Below are 16,853 nucleotides of genomic sequence, written 5' to 3' on the forward strand. Positions count from 1 at the left end.
GCGACGCGCAGCGTCAGCCGACGGGCTCCATGTCCTGCCGCCGCAACGCCAGCCCCACGCCATCGTCCGCCTCCATCCTCGCCCGGTGGTCGGCGAGCGCAGGTGTGTCGGACAGGTTGACCGGCGTCTGCTCGGCCCAGCGTGTCAGCACATAGAGGTACGCGTCGGCGAAGCTCTTCTGCCCGAGGTACCACGTCCCGCCGTTCGCCTGAAGGATGCCTTCCATGTAGCGGTAGTGCTCGCCGATCTTCTCGTACGCCTTGGCCTTCACAGCCTCCTGCGCCGCCTCACCGTCGGCGAACGCGGCGGCGGCGAAGTGCGGCCCGAAGTCGGCGTGCACCTCGCTTGTCATGTAGGACAGCGCCTCGGCCTCCTTGCGGCCGAGCGCCGTGTCGCGCGCATAGCCTGCGCCGCCGTGCTCGGCGCCGATGTAGGCGAGGATCGCGGCGGCCTCGGTGAGGACGTCGCCGTCCTCAAAGCGCATTGCGGGGACCTTACCCTTCGCGTTGATCGCCAGGTATTCGTCCTTCTTGTGGTCGCCGTAGGCCATGTTGTTGACGGTGATCGGGGCGTCGAGCCACGCGACCGCGATGTTGGGCGCGAGGGAGCAGGTCCCCGGCATGGTGTAGAGCGTCGGCATCGGTTCGGTCCTTGCTGTCGCCGGTCGGCTCGCCGACCGCCTGACGGGGAACCGCGGCCCCCCACCGCTCCGTTCCATCCGACGCACTGAGGCGCCGGTCGTGCCCGTCAGGTCCCGGCGAGGAGGAGGACGAGGACGCCGGCGACGATGAGGACGATGCCGAAGAGCTCGCGCCCGCTCGTCGTCTGCTGGAAGAGCCGTCGCGAGATGGCCTGGGCGAACAGGATTTCCACCAGCGCCAGCGCCCGCACGAGGGATGCGCTCTGGATCGCGAAGGCGAGGAACCAGAACTGGGAGGCGAGCGCGCCGAAGAAGCCCGCCGGCAGCGAGCGTCGCCAGGCACGCAGGAGCGCGACCAGCGCCGGACGGTCGAAGATCGCGAGGTAGAGCGTGACCGCGACGCTCTGGAACGCGAGGGCGGTGACGAGGGTCGCCGTCGCATTGAGCACGAACGGGCCGTCCGGCAGGGACAGGATGCCGCCGCGGTAGAACACCGCCGAGGCGGCGAACAACGCGCCGGCGCCGAGGCCGAGCGCCGTCGTGAGCAGCCAGCCCTCGGCCCGCGTCGCCCCGCGCGGCCACGACATGACGAGGACGCCGACCGTCGTGATGATGACGCCCAGGATCGCCGCCGGTGTCGGCAGCTCGGACAGGAACACCAGCGCGAACAGGAGCACGATCACCGGCTCGATCTTCGTGTAGGTGATGGTGACGACGAAGCTGCGCGTGCGCATGGCGGCCAGCATCATGGCCGTCGCGAACACCTGGGTGAGGCCGCCGGCGAACGTGAAGGCCAGCGTGTCGGCGGCGAGGATGCTAGGCGGTGCGCCGAGGACCGCCGAGCTCACCGCGAGGAAGAGGACCGCGAACGGCAGCCCGAACAGGAAGCGCGCCTGCGTGGCCGCCACCGTGCCGATCGTCGACGTCAGCTCCTTCTGCATGGAGTTGCGCGCCGTCTGCGAGGCGGCGGCGACGAGGGTGAAGATCACCCACAGCCAGTCGGTCACGACGTCGAGGCCCTCGGTCCGGCAGCGCGTGCCGTGCCGGATCAGGCTGAGGCATGCACGCGTGCCGCCGGCTTAAGCTTCGGCCGGCGCTGGCGCCAGGGGGTGAGCGTCGCGAAGGCACGCCCGACCTTCAGGACGAGCGCCTCGTCGAAGTGGCGTCCCGCGAGCTGCAGCTAGAGGGACGGATGCCTTGGCACGGCAGCCCAACCGTCGGCGCTACCCCCTGACGGACGGGCGTAGAACGCAGCGGAGAGCCCCCACCCTAGCGTCCTTCTCCGGCCGCGACTGGGGTTCTTCGTCGGCGACGCTGACGCCCGCGCTCCCCGTCGCCTTCCCCGACATCGTGCGTTGGCTCGGCCGCCAGATGGACCGGCCGAGGAAGGATTGAGGACCTCAGAGGGACCGGCCCTTGCCACTGGCACACCCCTTGCAACGACGCTCCTCGGATCAGACGCTTTCCGAACGGGGACGACGATGCTGACAAAGGGCCTTCTCCACGGCACGATCGGTGCCGCCATCACCGCCATCGCGTGGGTCGACGCGCCGACGCCCGCCCTCGCCCAGGACCAGACCGAGCTGCGCGTCGGCATGACGGCGGCGGACATTCCCCTCACCGTCGGTCAGCCGGACAACGGCTTCGAGGGCTTCCGGTTCATGGGCTATACGCTCTACGACTCGCTCATCAACTGGGACCTTTCGCAGGCCGACGCGCCTTCCAAGCTGATGCCCGGGCTCGCGACCTCGTGGACCGTCGACCCCGAGGACGCCACCAAGTGGACGATGGAGCTGCGAGAGGACGTGACCTTCCACGACGGGTCGCCGTTCAACGCCGATGCCGTGATCTGGAACTACGACAAGATCCTCAACGAGGACGCGCCGCAGTACGATCCGCGTCAGGTGTCCCTGGTCGCCTTCCGCGTGCCTTCCGTCGCGTCCTACCGCAAGGTGGACGACATGACGGTGGAGTTCACCACGCACGAGCCCGACAGCTTCTTCCCGTTCCAAGTCTCCTACATCCTGATGGCGAGCCCGGCGCACTGGGAGGCGCTCGGCGGAAGCTGGGAGGCGTTCGCCGACGATCCCTCGGGGACCGGGCCCTGGAAGCTTGAGGAGCTCGTGCCGCGCGAGCGCGCCGTCCTGGTGCCGAACACCGAGTACTGGGACGAGGAGCGTGTCCCCGAGGTGGACCGCCTCGTCCTCCTGCCGATCCCGGAGCCGACGGCCCGCACCGCGGCTCTCCTTTCGGGTCAGGTGGACTGGATCGAGGCCCCCTCGCCCGACGCCATCCCCCGCATCGAGGGCGCTGGGTTCGAGGTCGTCTCCAACCAGTACCCGCACATCTGGCCGTACCACCTGTCACGCGTCGAGGGCTCGCCCTGGAACGACATCAACGTGCGCAAGGCGGCGAACCTTGCCATCGACCGCGAGGGCATCCTCGCGCTCCTCGGCGGCTACGCGGTGGCGGCCAAGGGCCACGTAAGCGAGAGCGATCCGTGGTTCGGCGCGCCGAGCTTCGACATCAGCTTCGACCCGGAGCGCGCGAAGGAGCTGCTCGCCGAGGCGGGCCACGGGCCGGACAACCCGGTCGAGGCCAAGATCCTGATCTCGGCGTCGGGATCGGGGCAGATGATGCCGCTCCCCATGAACGAGTACATCCAGCAGAACCTTGCCGACGTCGGCATCAACGTCGACTTCGAGGTGATGGAGTGGCAGTCGCTGCTCGATCGCTGGCGCGCCGGCGCCAAGGATGAGGCGAGCCTGGGCGGCGACGCCATCAACGTCAGCTACACGACGCAGGACCCGTTCTCGGCGTTCACCAGGTTGGTCAAGTCGGACCTTCACGCGCCGAACGGGGTCAACTGGGGCTACTTCGTCGATCCGGAGGTCGATGCCCTGCTGAAAGAGGCCCAGGAGAGCGCCACCGACGCGGAGCGGGACGAGACGCTCGCCCGGCTCCACACCAAGCTTGTGGACGACGCCGCCTTCCTGTGGGTCGTGCACGACGTCGCCCCGCGCGCCATCGCGCCCAAGGTGGAGGGCTTCGTCCAGGCCCGGAACTGGTTCCAGGACCTGACGCCCGTGACGATCGCGGAGTGAGGCACGGGCTCGGTAGCCCGGGGAGGCCGGTGTGCTGAACTACGTCGTGCGACGCGTGCTCTACGTCCTGCCGATCGTGTTCGGTGTCACCGTCCTCGTCTTCGCGCTCGTCCACCTGGCGCCCGGCGACCCGCTCAACGCGGTGGTCTCGCCGGATGCTCCGGCGGAGGCGGTGGAGCGGCTCAAGGCGCAGTACGGATTCGACCGGCCGTTGCCGGTCCAGTACGCCTACTGGGTCGGCAACGTCCTCACCGGCGACCTCGGCGTCTCGGTCGCCACGGGTCGACCCATCGCGCCGCAGATCGGCACCGCGGTGGTCAATACGCTGATCCTCGCCGTCGGCGCGACGCTCCTCGGCTTCACGCTCGGCGCCGTCCTCGGCGGCATCGCCGGGGCCTTCCAGGGGAGCTGGATCGACAAGGTGGTGACCGCCATCGCGGTGACCGGCGTGTCGGTCCCGCACTACTGGCTCGGCATCGTGCTCGTGATCATCTTCGCCGTCGAGCTCAACACCTTGCCCGCGATGGGGATGGGACCCGGCGGATCGAGCGGGTGGGCCTGGGACGTGGAGCACCTGCGCCACCTTGTCCTGCCCGTGGTCACGCTCTCGGTGATCCCCATGGGCATCATCGCGCGGACCATCCGGGCTGCCGTCGCGGAGGTGCTGAGCCAGGAGTTCATCCAGGGCCTGCGCGCCAGGGGACTGCGCACACCCGGCGTCATGATGCACGTGGTCGGCAACGTCGCCGCGACCGCGCTCGCCGTGATGGGGTTGCAGCTCGGCTACCTCCTGGGAGGCTCGATCCTCGTCGAGACCGTGTTCGCCTGGCCCGGCACGGGCTTCCTGCTCAACGACGCGATCTTCAAGCGGGACATCCCGCTCCTGCAGAGCACGATCCTGGTGCTCGCGCTCTTCTTCGTCGCGCTCAACCTCGTCGTCGACCTCGCGCAGGTCCTCCTCGACCCGCGCATGCGAAGGGGCTGACCGATGGCCGACGTCGCGCAACCCGCCATCCGCCCCGCGCCGCTCGCCGCGGACGAGCCGGCCCCTGTCACCGCAGCACGGGGATATTGGGCGAGCGTCCTGCGGCGGGTGCGCCGCGACAGGACGACCATGGGCTGCCTCACCGTCCTCGTCGCCATCGTGCTGAGCGCGATCCTCGCGCCATGGATCTCGCCCGCCGATCCCTACGACACGTCGATGATGGACCGGCTGAAGCCGATCGGAACGCCGGGGTATCCCCTCGGCGCGGACGAGCTCGGCCGCGACATGCTCTCGCGCCTGCTGCACGGCGGCAGGCTGTCGCTCTTCATGGGCATCCTGCCGGTGGTCAACGCGCTGATCATCGGCGGCGCGCTCGGCCTCTTGGCGGGTTACGTGGGCGGCGCGCTCAACATGACCATCATGCGCGTGGTGGACGTGTTCTACGCCTTCCCCTCGGTCCTTCTGGCCATCGCGATCTCCGGCGCCCTGGGGGCGGGCCTGCTCAACGCCATCGTCTCGCTCACCGTCGTCTTCACGCCCCCGCTCGTCAGGGTGGCGGAGAGCGTGACGACGCAGGTGAGGACCGCGGACTACGTGGAGGCGGCGCGCGCCAGCGGCGCCGGCACGGTCACCGTCATCCGCGTCCACGTGCTGCCCAACGTCCTCGGCCCGATCTTCATCTACGCGACGGGGCTCATCTCGGTGAGCATCATCCTCGCGTCGGGGCTCTCGTTCCTCGGGCTCGGCGTGGTGCCGCCGGAGCCCGAGTGGGGGTTGATGCTGAACACGCTGCGCCAGTCGATCTACGTCAGCCCCTGGGTCGCGGCGCTTCCCGGGGTGATGATCTTCGCCACCTCCCTCGCGTTCAACCTGTTCAGCGACGGGCTGCGCCAGGCCATGGACGTGAAGGCGCAATGAGCATCGCGACCCGCCACGACGGCGCCACGCCGCCGCGGGACGTCGGCGGGCCGCGCCAGCCGCTCCTCATCGTGGAGGACCTCGTCAAGCACTTCCCGCTGCGTGGCGGACGCCGTGTCCGCGCGGTGGACGGCGTCAGCTTCGAGGTGGCGAAGGGGGAGACCCTCGCCATCGTGGGGGAGAGCGGCTGCGGCAAGTCGACGGCGGCTCGGCTCATGCTGGGCCTCGTGCCGCGGACGGGCGGGCGGTTGATCCTCGACGGCGAGCTCGTCGACACGCGCGCGCTGCCCTGGAAGTCGGTGCGGCGCGACGTCCAGATGGTCTTCCAGGACTCCTACGCATCGCTCAACCCGCGGCTCACGGTGGCGGACACCATCGCCTTCGGCCCGGTCGTCCACGGCACGCCGCGCTCCGAGGCAAGGGCACGGGCGCGCGACCTCCTCGCCCGCTGCGGGCTCGACCCCGACCGCTTCGCCAATCGCTACCCGCACGAGCTCTCCGGCGGGCAACGCCAGCGCGTGAACATTGCCCGGGCGCTCGCGCTCGAGCCGCGCCTCGTGGTGTTCGACGAGCCGACGAGCGCGCTCGACAAGTCGGTGGAGGCGCAGGTGCTCAACCTGCTGGTCGAGCTCAAGGCGGACTTTGGCCTTACCTACGTGTTCATCAGCCACGACCTCAACGTCGTGCGCTACGTCGCCGACCGCGTGCTCGTCATGTACCTCGGCCGCGTCGCCGAGGTGGGACCCGTGGAGGACGTGTTCGCCGACCCGCGCCATCCCTACACGCGCGCCCTCCTCGGTGCGATGCCGACCCATGACCCGGACGTGCGCACCACCGAGGCACCGCTGGCCGGCGACCCGCCCAACCCCGTGGACCCGCCGTCGGGCTGCCGCTTTCGCACCCGCTGCGCCTTCGTCGAGGACGTTTGCGCCACGGAGTCACCGGCCCTCCTGGGCGACGCGGGGCACCTCGACGCCTGCCTCATGAACCAGCCGAACTCCTCCCACAGCCGCAGCCCGACGAGGTGACGCCATGGATGCCGAGACGCTACTTGCCCTCGCCCGACGCCCGGGCGCCATCGCCCTGACGCCGGAGCGCGCCGAGACCCTCGCGGCGGAAATCGCCGCGACGCTCGCCATCGGCGTGGAGGCGGCGCGCCACCTGACGTTCGAGGACGAGCCCGCCGGCTTCGTCGCCACCCTCGAGGCGCTGGCGCCGCCGCTGGGGGACGGAGCATGAGCGAGACGCTCGAAGCCGACCTCACGGCATGGTCCCTGACGGAGGCCGCCGCCGCCATCGCCACGAAGCAGGTCTCCTCGCGTGAGGTCACGCAGGCGTGCCTCGACGCGGTGGAGCGCGCTGCCCACCTCAACGCCTTCATCCACCTCGACGCGGACGGCGCGCTGGCCGCGGCGGACGCCGCCGACCATGCGCTTGCGAAGGGCGCCGAGCCCGGACCGCTCCACGGCGTGCCCCTGGCACACAAGGACATGTTCTACCGCGAAGGGGGCCTTTCCTCGTGCGGCAGCGTGATCCGCCGCGAGCACCGCGCAGGGACCACCGCGACGGTTCTGACCCGGCTCGATGCCGCCGGCGCGGTCAACCTCGGCCGGCTCAACATGGCGGAATGGGCGTTCGGGCCCACCGGGCACAACGTCCACGTGGGCGACTGCGCGAACCCGTGGGACACCGAGCGCGTGACGGGCGGTTCGTCCAGCGGCTCGGGAGCGGCGGTTGCAGCACGCCTCGTCTACGGCGCGCTGGGGTCGGACACCGGCGGATCGGTGCGCCTGCCGGCCGCGTACTGCGGCGTCGTCGGCGTCAAGCCGACCCAGGGCCGCGTGCCGCGCTCGGGCGCGATGCCGCTCTCCTTCTCCCTCGACACCATCGGCCCGCTGTGCCGCACCGCCGGGGACGCCGCGCTGATGCTTGCCGCCATCGCCGGCGCGGACCCGGCCGATCCCACCACCTCGCAGCGCCCCGTGCCCGACTTCAACGCTGAGCTCGACGCTCCGCTCGAGGGCCTGCGCGTGGCCGTCCTCCTCTCCGGCGACCTGTGCGACGGGCTCGACCCGGCGGTCGCCGCGGCCATCGAGGCGGCCGCCGACGTCCTTGCCGGCGATGGCGCAAGGCTTTCCGAGGCGCCCTCGTTCGACTTCGTGCCCCTCGGCGCCCTCGCCAACCTCATCATGAAGCCCGAAGCGGCTGCGATCCACGGCCCGATGCTGCGCGAGCGGCCGCAGGACTACTCGGCTCAGGTCCGCTCCCGCATCGAGGGCGGCTTCTTCATCCCCGCGCCCGCGTACCTGGAGGCGGCGAGCCGACGTGCAGGCATCACCCGCCACTTCGTCGAGACGATGCTGGGCGAGGCGGACGTCCTGCTCGCGCCGATGATCTTGACGCCTGCTCCGAAGCGCGCGGACACGGATGTCCAGGACCCGGCACGAGTTCCGTCGATGCTCGGTCCGATCACCCAGTGCAGCAGGCCCGTCAACTACCTCGGCTTGCCGGCCGTGTCCGTGCCCTGCGGTTTCGTCCGGGACCTGCCGGTCGCCTTCCAGCTCATCGGCCGGCCCTTCGACGAGGCGAGGCTGCTCAACGTCGCCCACCGCTACCAGACGCACACCGACTGGCACCGCCGCGTGCCGGGCGCATGACGGCAGCGCTCGACGCTGCCGCCGCCGATCCCGTGGCGGAGGTAGAGCCGCTCCTCACCATCGAGGACCTCTCGGTGCGCTTCCGGGGCGTCGACGCGGACGTCCACGCGGTCAACGGGGTGAGCCTTGAGCTGCGTCCCGGCGAGGTGCTTGCGATCCTCGGCGAGTCGGGTTCGGGCAAGAGCGTCACCCTGCGCTCGGTCATGCGCCTGCTGCCGAGGCATGCGGTGGTGTCAGGACGCGTCGTGCTGGATGGACACGACATCCTCTCGATGTCGGAGCGGCGGCTGACGGACCTTCGCGGCCCCGTCGTCTCCATGATCTTCCAGGAGCCTGGGCTGGCGCTGGATCCCATCGTGCGCATCGGCCGGCAGATCACCGAGATGATCCGCCGTCATGAAAGGGTGAGCGCGGCCGAGGCTCGCGAGCGCGCCCGTGCGCTGTTCGAGCGGGTCCGCATCCCCCTCCCCGAGCGGCGGCTCGACGCGTTCCCCAACGAGCTCTCCGGCGGGATGCGTCAGCGCGCGATGACGGCGCTCGCCCTGTCGGCGCGGCCGAAGGTGCTCCTCGCGGACGAGCCGACCACGGCGCTTGACGCTACGGTGCAGATCCAGATCCTCCTCCTTCTGCGCGAGCTGCAGGAGACGCTCGGCATGGCCGTCATCTTCGTGACCCACGACGTGGGCGTCGCGGCCGAGATCGCCGACCGCGTCGCGGTCATGTACGCCGGGACGGTGGTGGAGCATGGCACCGCCGCGGACGTCCTGAAGCGGGGCGCTCACCCCTACACCGTCGGCCTCATGCGCTCGACGGTCCACGGCGCGGTGCGCGGGGAACGGCTCGACCCGATCCCCGGCGCCCCGCCGGCGCTGACGAGCGCGCCGGACCGCTGCATGTTCGCGCCTCGGTGCGCCCACGCCCATGCCCCGTGCCTCGACGGCGTGCCAGCCGAGCGCGACGCGAGCGCCTCCCACCGGGCGCGCTGCGTCCTGGTGGGTTCCGGAGCGCCGGCGATCGCACCTGCGTAGCTCGCGACGGAACCGGAGCTCGGCCTGTCCCCTTGTTGGTGAACGCAGGGCCGGCCAAGCTGGCCGGCCGAACAAGAACGAGGGAGGACACCATGAAGATACCCGTCGCCAGCCTCGCCGCCACGCTCGTCGTGGCGTTCGCGGCCTCATCCGCCGCTGCGCAGTGGTCGCCGCAAAAGACGGTCGAGTTTGTCGTCCCCTACAGCGCGGGCGGCGGCAGCGACAGCAACGCGCGCATGCTCGTCGAGACGATGCGGCAGAACGACCTTGTTGACGGCGAGATCGTGGTGCTCAACCGGCCCGGCGGGTCGGGCGCCGTCGGCAACGCCTACACCTTCGCCAAGCGTGGCGACGGGCACACCATCATGACCTTCAACTCGGGTCAGATGATGAGCACGCTGTCCAACGACGCGCAGGTCAAGCTCGAGAACCTGACGCCGCTCGGTACGCTCGCCCTCGACACACTTCTCCTCGTCGTCGCCGGGGACGCCGGGATCGACAGCTTCGAGGACATGGTCGCCGCCGCCGAGGCGCAGGGCGAGCCCTTCACCGTCGGTGGCGCGGCGCGCGGCAGCGAGGACAACCTCGTCTTCACGATGATCGAGGACGCGGCGGGGACGGAGCTCCAGTACGTGCCCTTCGAGGGCAGCGGCGAGACGCTGTCGGCGCTGCTCGGCGGTCACATCAACGCCGGGATCTTCAATCCCAGCGAGATCGCCGCGCAGGTCGAGGCCGGGCGTGTGAGGCCGATCGGCTCGCTGTCCGAAGAGCGGCTGGACGCACCCTTCGACGAGGTCCCGACGTTCGCCGAGATGGGCCATCCCGAGGCGACCTTCGTCATGTTCCGGGGCTACGTCGGCCCGCCCGACATGCCGGAGGAGGCGGTGGCCTACTGGGAAGGCGTCCTGCAGGAGGCAGGCGCGACCGACATGTGGGTGAACGACTACGTCGGGCAGAGCGGCCTCATGCAGGCGACCATGGGCGCCGACGAGAGCCAGAGCTTCTACGCCGAGGAGGAGGAGAAGTACCGCACGCTCCTCAAGGAGTCGGGCTTCATGGAGTAAGACGGGCCGTCCGCGGGGCTCAGCCCCTCGGGCGATCCGCGGCGCTCAACGATGACGAGCCCTCCCATGCGAGCCGACGGGCCCCAGCTGCGCCCCCGACGCACCGTCACCACCGCGGTGACGGTCGCGATCCTCGCGCTCGGGCTCTGGTTCCTCTACGGCGGCGTCGCCCGGTACGGGCTGTGGCAGAACAACGGGCCGGGACCGGGCTTCTTCCCGGCCTTGTTCGGCGGACTTATGGCGTTGTTCGCGCTCTACGAGCTGGTCCGTCCCGGCACGGGCGGCGAGCCGGTCCGCCTGGTGAACTTCGCTCCCGCCGCAGCGGCCGCCGTCGCCGTCGCCGCGATCGCGCTCCTGGGGATGATCGGCGCCATGGTGGCCTTCGCGCTCCTGTGGCTCGTGGTGGTGGAGCGGCGGCGCCTCGTGACGTCCCTCGCCGTCGCGGTCGGCCTTGGGATCGGCATCTGGCTCGTGTTCGTCCTGTGGCTCAACGTGATCTTTCCTGCAGGAATGCTCGGCATCTGAGCCCAGCGTGACGGGAGGCGCCGATGGAGTCCCTCGAGGCCCTGCTCGCCGGGTTCTCCACCTCGCTTGTCGCCGACCAACCTCGTCGCTGCGCTGGGTGGGGCAGCGCTCGGCATCGTGATCGGCGCGATCCCCGGCCTCGGCTCGGTCACCGGCGTCGCGCTTTTGCTGCCGCTGACCTTCGGCATGGACCCCACCACCGCCATCATCATGCTGGGGGCGCTGTACTACGGCTGCATGTTCGGCGGCGCCTACAGCGCGATCCTCATGAACATCCCGGGCGACGCCCCGGCGGTCACGACGGCGCTCGACGGCTACCCGATGGCGCGCTCCGGACGCGGCGGCCACGCGCTGTTCGCCGCCAACATCGCCTCCTTCGTCGGCGGCACCATCGGGATCATCATCCTCACCTTCATGGGTCCGCTGCTCGCCGAGATCGGCCTCCTGTTCGGCCCGCCCGAGACGGCGGCACTCATCCTGCTCGCTCTGTCGTCCATCGGGTGGCTCCTCGGCGAGAACGCCATCAAGGGCCTGATCGCGACGTTCGCCGGCATCCTCATCGCGACCGTCGGGATCGGCATCACGTTCGGCCAGCCGCGCTTCACGCTCGACACGATGCAGCTCCTCAACGGGGTGTCGTTCATCCCGCTCGTCATCGGCATGTTCGGCTTCAGCCAGCTCCTCGAACTCATGACCCAGCGGCACGAGGCCCGCCTGGAGGGCGGCCGCATCACGCTGCGCGAGAGCATCCTCCCGAGGGCCGACCTTGCCCGCCTCGTGCCCGTGACGCTGCGCTCCGGCGTCCTCGGCACGTTCGTCGGCATCCTGCCGGGCGCCGGGGCGACCACGGGGGCTTTCCTGTCGTACGTGCTGGAGCGCAGGATCGGCCGCGCCGGCGCGCAGATGGGGAAGGGCGCGCCCCAGGGCGTCGCCGCCTCCGAGGCCGGCAACAACGGCGCCGCGGCTGGCTCCTTCGCTCCCCTCCTGTCCCTCGGCATCCCAGGGTCGGGGACCTCCGCCGTCCTCCTCGGCGGCCTCATGATGTGGGGCGTGCAGCCCGGCCCGCTGCTGTTCGAGACTCGCCCGGACTTCGTCTGGGGGCTCATCTCCTCCATGTACATCGGCAACATGGTGGCCGTCCTAGTGGGGCTCGCGATCATCCCGTTCCTGGTGCAGCTCCTGCGCATCCCGCCTGCGATCCTCATCCCCGTCATCGCGGTCGTCTGCATCGTCGGCGCCTACAGCGTGAACAACTCGGTGTTCGACGTGTGGGTCATGCTGATCGCCGGGGTCGTCGCGTTCCTCATGAAGGGGGCCGGCTACCCTGTCGCGCCGCTGATCCTGGCGTTCGTCCTCGCGCCGCGCCTCGAGGGGAGCATCCGGCAGTCGTTCGACATCTCCGGTGGCGACCCGATGATCTTCGTGTCGAGCCCCATCTCGGCGACGCTGCTCGGCCTCATCGTCCTCATCGCCGTCGTCTCCGCCGCACGGTCGAAGCGTACCCGCGCCGTGGCAAGCGACGGAGACGGCTGACCGCAGAGCCGGCGTCCGCAGCCCGCTACCCTGTCAGAGGAGGAGGGACGGCAGCCACAGCGAGAGGCCGGGGATCGCGTTGACGAGGACGAGGGCGACCAGCATCGCCGCGATGAACCACATCAGCGACGGGATGATCGCGGCGAGCGAGATGCGCGCGATGGCGCAGGTGATGAGCACCACCGAGGCCACCGGTGGCGTCTGCTGACCGATGCCGAGGTTGATCGTGATGATGAGGCCGAAGTGCACGCGGTCGATGCCGAGCTCGTCCGCCAGCGGCAGGAAGATCGGCACCAGCATCAGGATCGCGGGCGTGCCGTGGATGATGGTGCCGGCCGCGAGGAAGAACAGGTTGATCGCGCCGAGCACCACCCAAGGGTTGTCGGAGATGCCGAGGATCGCCTCGGCGATCTCCTGCGGGATGCGCTGGTTGGTGAGGTACCAGCCGAGCAGCGTCGAGGTCGCGACGATGAACATGAGCATCGCGCTCCGCTTGCCGGCGATGCGCAGCGTATCGACGAAGCCCCGCAGGCTGAGCGTGCGGTACAGCACCGCGGCGAGCACGATGGACCACAGCGCTGCGACGGCGCCCGCCTCGGTGGCGGTGAAGACGCCCGACAGGATGCCGAAGAGGATGAGGATCGGCAGCGTGATCGGCACCAGCGCGTCGCGGCCGGTGCTCACGACGTTGCGCAGCCGGAACGGACCCTCCGTCGGGTAGCCGCGCCGCACCGCGAGGATCCAGGTTGTCGCCATCAGGAGGAAGGCGACAAGGACGCCGGGCAGGATGCCGGCGGCGAACAACGCCGCGATGGAGGTGTCGGCGACGTAGGCGTAGAGGATGAGGTTGAGGCTCGGCGGCACGATGATCGCCATCGTCGCCGACGTGGACGTCACCGCCGCGGCGAAGGCGACCGGGTAGCCGCGCTTCTTCATCTGCGGGATCATCACCGAGCCGATGGCCGCCGCGTCCGACGTCGCGGTGCCGGAGATCTCCGAGAAGAACAGCGAGGTGAGGATGTTGACGTGGGCGAGCCCGCCGCGGATGTGGCCAACCAGCGAGCCGGCGAACGCGATCAGCCGCTCGGCGATGCGGCCCTGGTTCATGACCTCGCCCGCGATCATGAAGAGGAGCGCGGCGACCAGGAGGTAGTTGTTGGCGCCGCCGAACGGGATCAGCCCCATGATCTGCGGCACCACCGCGGGGTCGAGGACGATCATCACCATCGCCGTGACGCCGAGCACGAAGGCGATGGGCATCCCCGTCAGCACGAGGACGACGAGGAGGACGAGGATCAGGATGCCTGGATCGAAGGGCATCACTCGTCCGTCTCCGGCAGGAGGTCGCGCGGCGCCACCGTGCCGGTCACGAGGCCGGCGAGGCGCACGACGGCGATGACGACGATCAAGCGCGCAGCCGAGCGGCATCGCGCCGCGGAACAGCGCCATGGGAAGATCGATGGAGATCAGCGGCCGACCGGCAAAGCTCGCGGCCGCGATGGTCCCGTAGTACGCCATGGTCCCTGCGAAGCCCGCTATGGCGGTGAGGTTGAAGGCCTGCACCACGCGCTGCGCGGCGGACGGCAGCATGCGCAGGACGCCGTCGAAGCCGATGTGCTCGTTGGTGCGCGTGAGGAGCGCCGCCCCGATGAAGGTCAGCATGGCGAGGATGTGCGCCGGCAGCTCCTCGCCCCACGAGACGGACGCGTTGAGCACGAAGCGCGCGAACACCGCCCAGTTGAGTAGGACGAGGAGGAGGCCCGCGAGCGCCACGACGACCCCGTCGAGCGCGGCGGTCAGCGCGCGATCGAGCCGCCCGAGCATGGCGTCACTCGGCGAGCGCGGCGCGCGTCGCGTCGATCATGTCCTTGCCGATGACGTCCACGAACGTGGCGCTGTTGTAAAGCGGCGCTGCGGCCTCCTGGAAGGCTGCGAAGTCCACCTCGTTGATGGCGATCTTGCCCTCGAGCTCGGCGAGCACGCTGGCGTCCGTCTCGTCGCCCCAGTCGAAGGTCCACTCGGACATGCCGGACGCGATCTCCTCCAGCTCGGCGCGCACCTCCGGCTCGAGGCGGTCGAGGAACTGAGTGCCGGCGACGAGGAAGGTCGGCAAGTAGACGTGCTTGGACAGACTCATGTAGTCCTGCACCTCGAAGAACTTGGCGCTCTCTGCCACGTGCGCCGGGTTCTCCTGCCCGTCCACCACGCCCTGATCGAGGGCCGAGTAAACCTCACCGAACGACAGCGGCGTGGCGTTCGCGCCCAGCGTGTTGAACATCTCCACGCGCTGGCGGCTCGTGGGCGTGCGGATCTTCAGGCCCTCGAGGTCGGCGGGCGTCGTCACCGGGCGAACGGAGTTCGTGATGACGCGGAACCCGTTGTCCCACAGCGCGAGGAGCTCCATGCCGGTGCCCTCGAACCCCTCCTCGAGAAGCGTTGCCGCCTCGCTGTCGATGAAGGTCGCAACGTCGTCGCGGTCCTCGAACAGGTAAGGAAGGTCGAACACCGCCGCACGCGGGTTCACCTGCGCGATCGCGGAGGCGGACAGCGAGGCGTGGTGGGTGCCGAGCCCCAGCCCCTGCAGGACGTCCTCCTCCGAGCCGAGCGTGTTGCCCATGAAGACCTCGACGTCGATCTCCTCGGGCATCGCCTCCTCCACCCGGCGCTCGAACTCCTGGAGGAACACGTGGGCGAAGGATCCCTCAGGCAGCGACGAGTTGACCTGCATGACCGTGGGTGCGGCGACGGCAGGTGCCGCGAGGAGCAGCGGGGTCGCGACGAGGGCGGCGAGGGTGGTGCGAGCGATCATGGGACCTCCGAGACGGCTGCAAGACTGACGGCTCGGTCCTGCAAGTTAAGTGCCATCAGAGGCGCGCGCTTTGCGCGTAGAATGGCTCGTGCGCCGCGGCGTCGACATACTTGGCGTAGAACGCCTCGACGTGGGGCATGAGGCGTTTCGACAGGCCCCGACGCTCGACCTCCTCTTCGGTGAGGGCTCGCGTGAGGTCCTGGCGCAGGCGCTCCAGCGCGGCGTCGCGGTCGACCTTGGTGAAGCGCCCGTTCTGAAAGATGACCTCGCCGGCGCACATCGTCATCGTGACCGCCTCGGTCTTGGCCCGTTGCAGGACGGCGTCCAGCACCGGCGTTTCCGAGTCGAGGTACGGCTGGGCGAGACGGTTCCAGGGTGCCGATGCGGCCGCGGAAGGCCGTCGTCGCGGCACCGCCGGAGGTCGCCATGCGCAGGACTTGCGCCATCGTCGGCACGCCATCGTCGGTGCCGGGCGTGCGGTGGGCGTTCAGCACCATGCGCATCTCCTGCAGCATGTCGCGGTCGTCGTTGATGCCGGCCTCGTCCATGCCCATGGCGGTGTTGACGCCGTGGGCCTCCCACACGTTGAGCGGGCCGACGCCCGAGCGCAGGCGGAAGTTGGACGAGCAGTTGTGGCAGATGTTCGTGCCGGTCTCGGCGATCCGCTCGATGTCGCGCTCGCTCAGCCACACGCCGTGGCCGAGCGTCATCCGCGGGCCCAGCATCTTGAAGCGGTCGATGTACTCCACCGCGGTGCCGCCGCCACGGCGGCGCGCGTACTCCTTCTGGTACTGGGTCTCCAGGAGGTGCATGTGCATCGGCGTGTCGGTGCGCTCGGACGCGTCGGCGAGGCGCTCCAGCGCGGCGTCCGAGCACCAGTGCAGGTTCGCCGGCGCGAGCTCGATGCCGACGCGGTCCTTGTTGTGGTGCTGCTGGGTCAGCGCGTCGAACATTCCCATGAAGTCGTCGACGTCCATGCCGAAGCGGGCGAAGTGCCGCTCCATGGGCGGACGCAGCTCCTGCGGCAGCGAGGCCACGAACTCGGCGTCGTCCATGTAGACGAGGCGGTTCTGGTCGCGCAGCGCGAAGGAGTAGGACATGCGCATGCCGACGTCGTCGCAGGCGCGGATGACCTCGTTCGCGCCGGCCATGACCTTGTCGAGCTTGCCAGGCAGCCAGCCGTGGATGTGCTGCACCGTGGTGCACCCCGACGCGATCATCTCGAACGCCGAGTAGAGCGTGTCGAGGTAGAGGTCGACGGCGCGGCAGACCATCCGCGTGACGAACCACAGCTCGAGCGGCATGTCGGGCGAGCCGAGCTGCACCGGCGTCAGGCCGACGTGGTGGTGGCCGTTGACGAAGCTTGGCAGCACCACCTCGCGCCCGGTGCCGTGGACCGTCAGCGACGGATGGGCTGCACGCGCCTCCTCGAACGGTCCAACGGCGCGCACGAGGCCGTCCTGGACCAGGACCGCGCCGTCCTCGACCGTCGCGGCGGTGTGCCGGTCGACGACGCGGGTGAACACGGTGCGGCCACGCACGATGCAGTCAGCCATGGGGGCTCCTTGGGGCGAAGGATCGGCGATCGAA

General features: G+C 70.0%; 15 protein-coding genes. 10 read left to right on the top strand and 5 right to left on the bottom strand.

Features of this window, described 5'->3' with window-relative positions; all coding sequences use genetic code 11:
* Positions 1 to 13: 13 nt before the first annotated feature.
* On the bottom strand, positions 14 to 640 hold the full coding sequence (locus ACOOE8_RS06480; protein ID WP_420394023.1) for a glutathione S-transferase family protein: 627 nt from the start codon (positions 638 to 640) through the stop codon (positions 14 to 16).
* A gap of 107 nt (positions 641 to 747) precedes the next feature.
* Entirely contained in the window at positions 748 to 1,647 is a 900-nt protein-coding gene (locus ACOOE8_RS06485) for an EamA family transporter (protein ID WP_420394024.1), read from the bottom strand.
* Between the two features lie 474 nt (positions 1,648 to 2,121).
* Here ACOOE8_RS06485 and ACOOE8_RS06490 point away from each other — a divergent pair, with 474 nt between their 5' ends.
* From ACOOE8_RS06490 to ACOOE8_RS06535, 10 genes are all read left to right on the top strand, one after another.
* Complete coding sequence (locus tag ACOOE8_RS06490; RefSeq protein WP_420394025.1) at positions 2,122 to 3,744, top strand: ABC transporter substrate-binding protein; 1,623 nt, start codon at positions 2,122 to 2,124, stop codon at positions 3,742 to 3,744.
* A 31-nt stretch (positions 3,745 to 3,775) separates the two neighbouring features.
* Positions 3,776 to 4,729 (top strand): ABC transporter permease, encoded by a 954-nt coding sequence (locus ACOOE8_RS06495; RefSeq protein WP_420394026.1) that lies wholly within the window; start codon positions 3,776 to 3,778, stop codon positions 4,727 to 4,729.
* A 3-nt stretch (positions 4,730 to 4,732) separates the two neighbouring features.
* Entirely contained in the window at positions 4,733 to 5,647 is a 915-nt protein-coding gene (locus ACOOE8_RS06500) for an ABC transporter permease (RefSeq protein ID WP_420394027.1), read from the top strand.
* On the top strand, positions 5,644 to 6,675 hold the full coding sequence (locus ACOOE8_RS06505; protein WP_420394028.1) for an ABC transporter ATP-binding protein: 1,032 nt from the start codon (positions 5,644 to 5,646) through the stop codon (positions 6,673 to 6,675). The genes ACOOE8_RS06500 and ACOOE8_RS06505 overlap by 4 nt, the downstream gene beginning before the upstream one ends.
* 4 nt (positions 6,676 to 6,679) lie before the next feature.
* Positions 6,680 to 6,886, top strand: a complete 207-nt coding sequence (locus ACOOE8_RS06510; RefSeq protein ID WP_420394029.1) for a hypothetical protein — start codon at positions 6,680 to 6,682, stop codon at positions 6,884 to 6,886.
* Complete coding sequence (locus ACOOE8_RS06515; RefSeq protein WP_420394030.1) at positions 6,883 to 8,304, top strand: amidase; 1,422 nt, start codon at positions 6,883 to 6,885, stop codon at positions 8,302 to 8,304. Before ACOOE8_RS06510 ends, ACOOE8_RS06515 begins: the two co-directional genes overlap by 4 nt.
* Positions 8,301 to 9,332 carry an ABC transporter ATP-binding protein gene (locus ACOOE8_RS06520; protein ID WP_420394031.1) on the top strand — a complete coding sequence of 344 codons (1,032 nt, stop codon included), beginning with the start codon at positions 8,301 to 8,303 and terminating at the stop codon, positions 9,330 to 9,332. Before ACOOE8_RS06515 ends, ACOOE8_RS06520 begins: the two co-directional genes overlap by 4 nt.
* Before the next feature lie 92 nt (positions 9,333 to 9,424).
* Complete coding sequence (locus ACOOE8_RS06525) at positions 9,425 to 10,396, top strand: tripartite tricarboxylate transporter substrate binding protein (protein WP_420394032.1); 972 nt, start codon at positions 9,425 to 9,427, stop codon at positions 10,394 to 10,396.
* Between the two features lie 66 nt (positions 10,397 to 10,462).
* Positions 10,463 to 10,921 carry a tripartite tricarboxylate transporter TctB family protein gene (locus ACOOE8_RS06530; protein WP_420394033.1) on the top strand — a complete coding sequence of 153 codons (459 nt, stop codon included), beginning with the start codon at positions 10,463 to 10,465 and terminating at the stop codon, positions 10,919 to 10,921.
* A gap of 66 nt (positions 10,922 to 10,987) precedes the next feature.
* Positions 10,988 to 12,454, top strand: coding sequence for a tripartite tricarboxylate transporter permease (locus ACOOE8_RS06535; RefSeq protein ID WP_420394034.1), 1,467 nt, complete (start codon positions 10,988 to 10,990; stop codon positions 12,452 to 12,454).
* A gap of 33 nt (positions 12,455 to 12,487) precedes the next feature.
* On the opposite strand, the gene ACOOE8_RS06540 is transcribed toward ACOOE8_RS06535, so the two are convergent.
* Genes ACOOE8_RS06540 through ACOOE8_RS06550 form a run of 3 tightly spaced genes read right to left on the bottom strand, consistent with a single transcriptional unit; the run spans position 12,488 to position 16,819 of the window.
* Positions 12,488 to 14,278 (bottom strand): TRAP transporter large permease subunit, encoded by a 1,791-nt coding sequence (locus ACOOE8_RS06540; protein WP_420394035.1) that lies wholly within the window; start codon positions 14,276 to 14,278, stop codon positions 12,488 to 12,490.
* 4 nt (positions 14,279 to 14,282) lie between these two features.
* On the bottom strand, positions 14,283 to 15,263 hold the full coding sequence (locus tag ACOOE8_RS06545) for a TRAP transporter substrate-binding protein (RefSeq protein WP_420394036.1): 981 nt from the start codon (positions 15,261 to 15,263) through the stop codon (positions 14,283 to 14,285).
* A complete protein-coding gene (locus tag ACOOE8_RS06550) occupies positions 15,260 to 16,819 on the bottom strand; it encodes an amidohydrolase family protein (protein WP_420394037.1) in 1,560 nt (519 codons plus the stop codon). Before ACOOE8_RS06550 ends, ACOOE8_RS06545 begins: the two co-directional genes overlap by 4 nt.
* Between the last annotated feature and the right edge of the window lie 34 nt (positions 16,820 to 16,853).

Source organism: Acuticoccus sp. (assembly GCF_965213555.1).
Taxonomy (GTDB): Bacteria; Pseudomonadota; Alphaproteobacteria; order Rhizobiales; family Amorphaceae; genus Acuticoccus.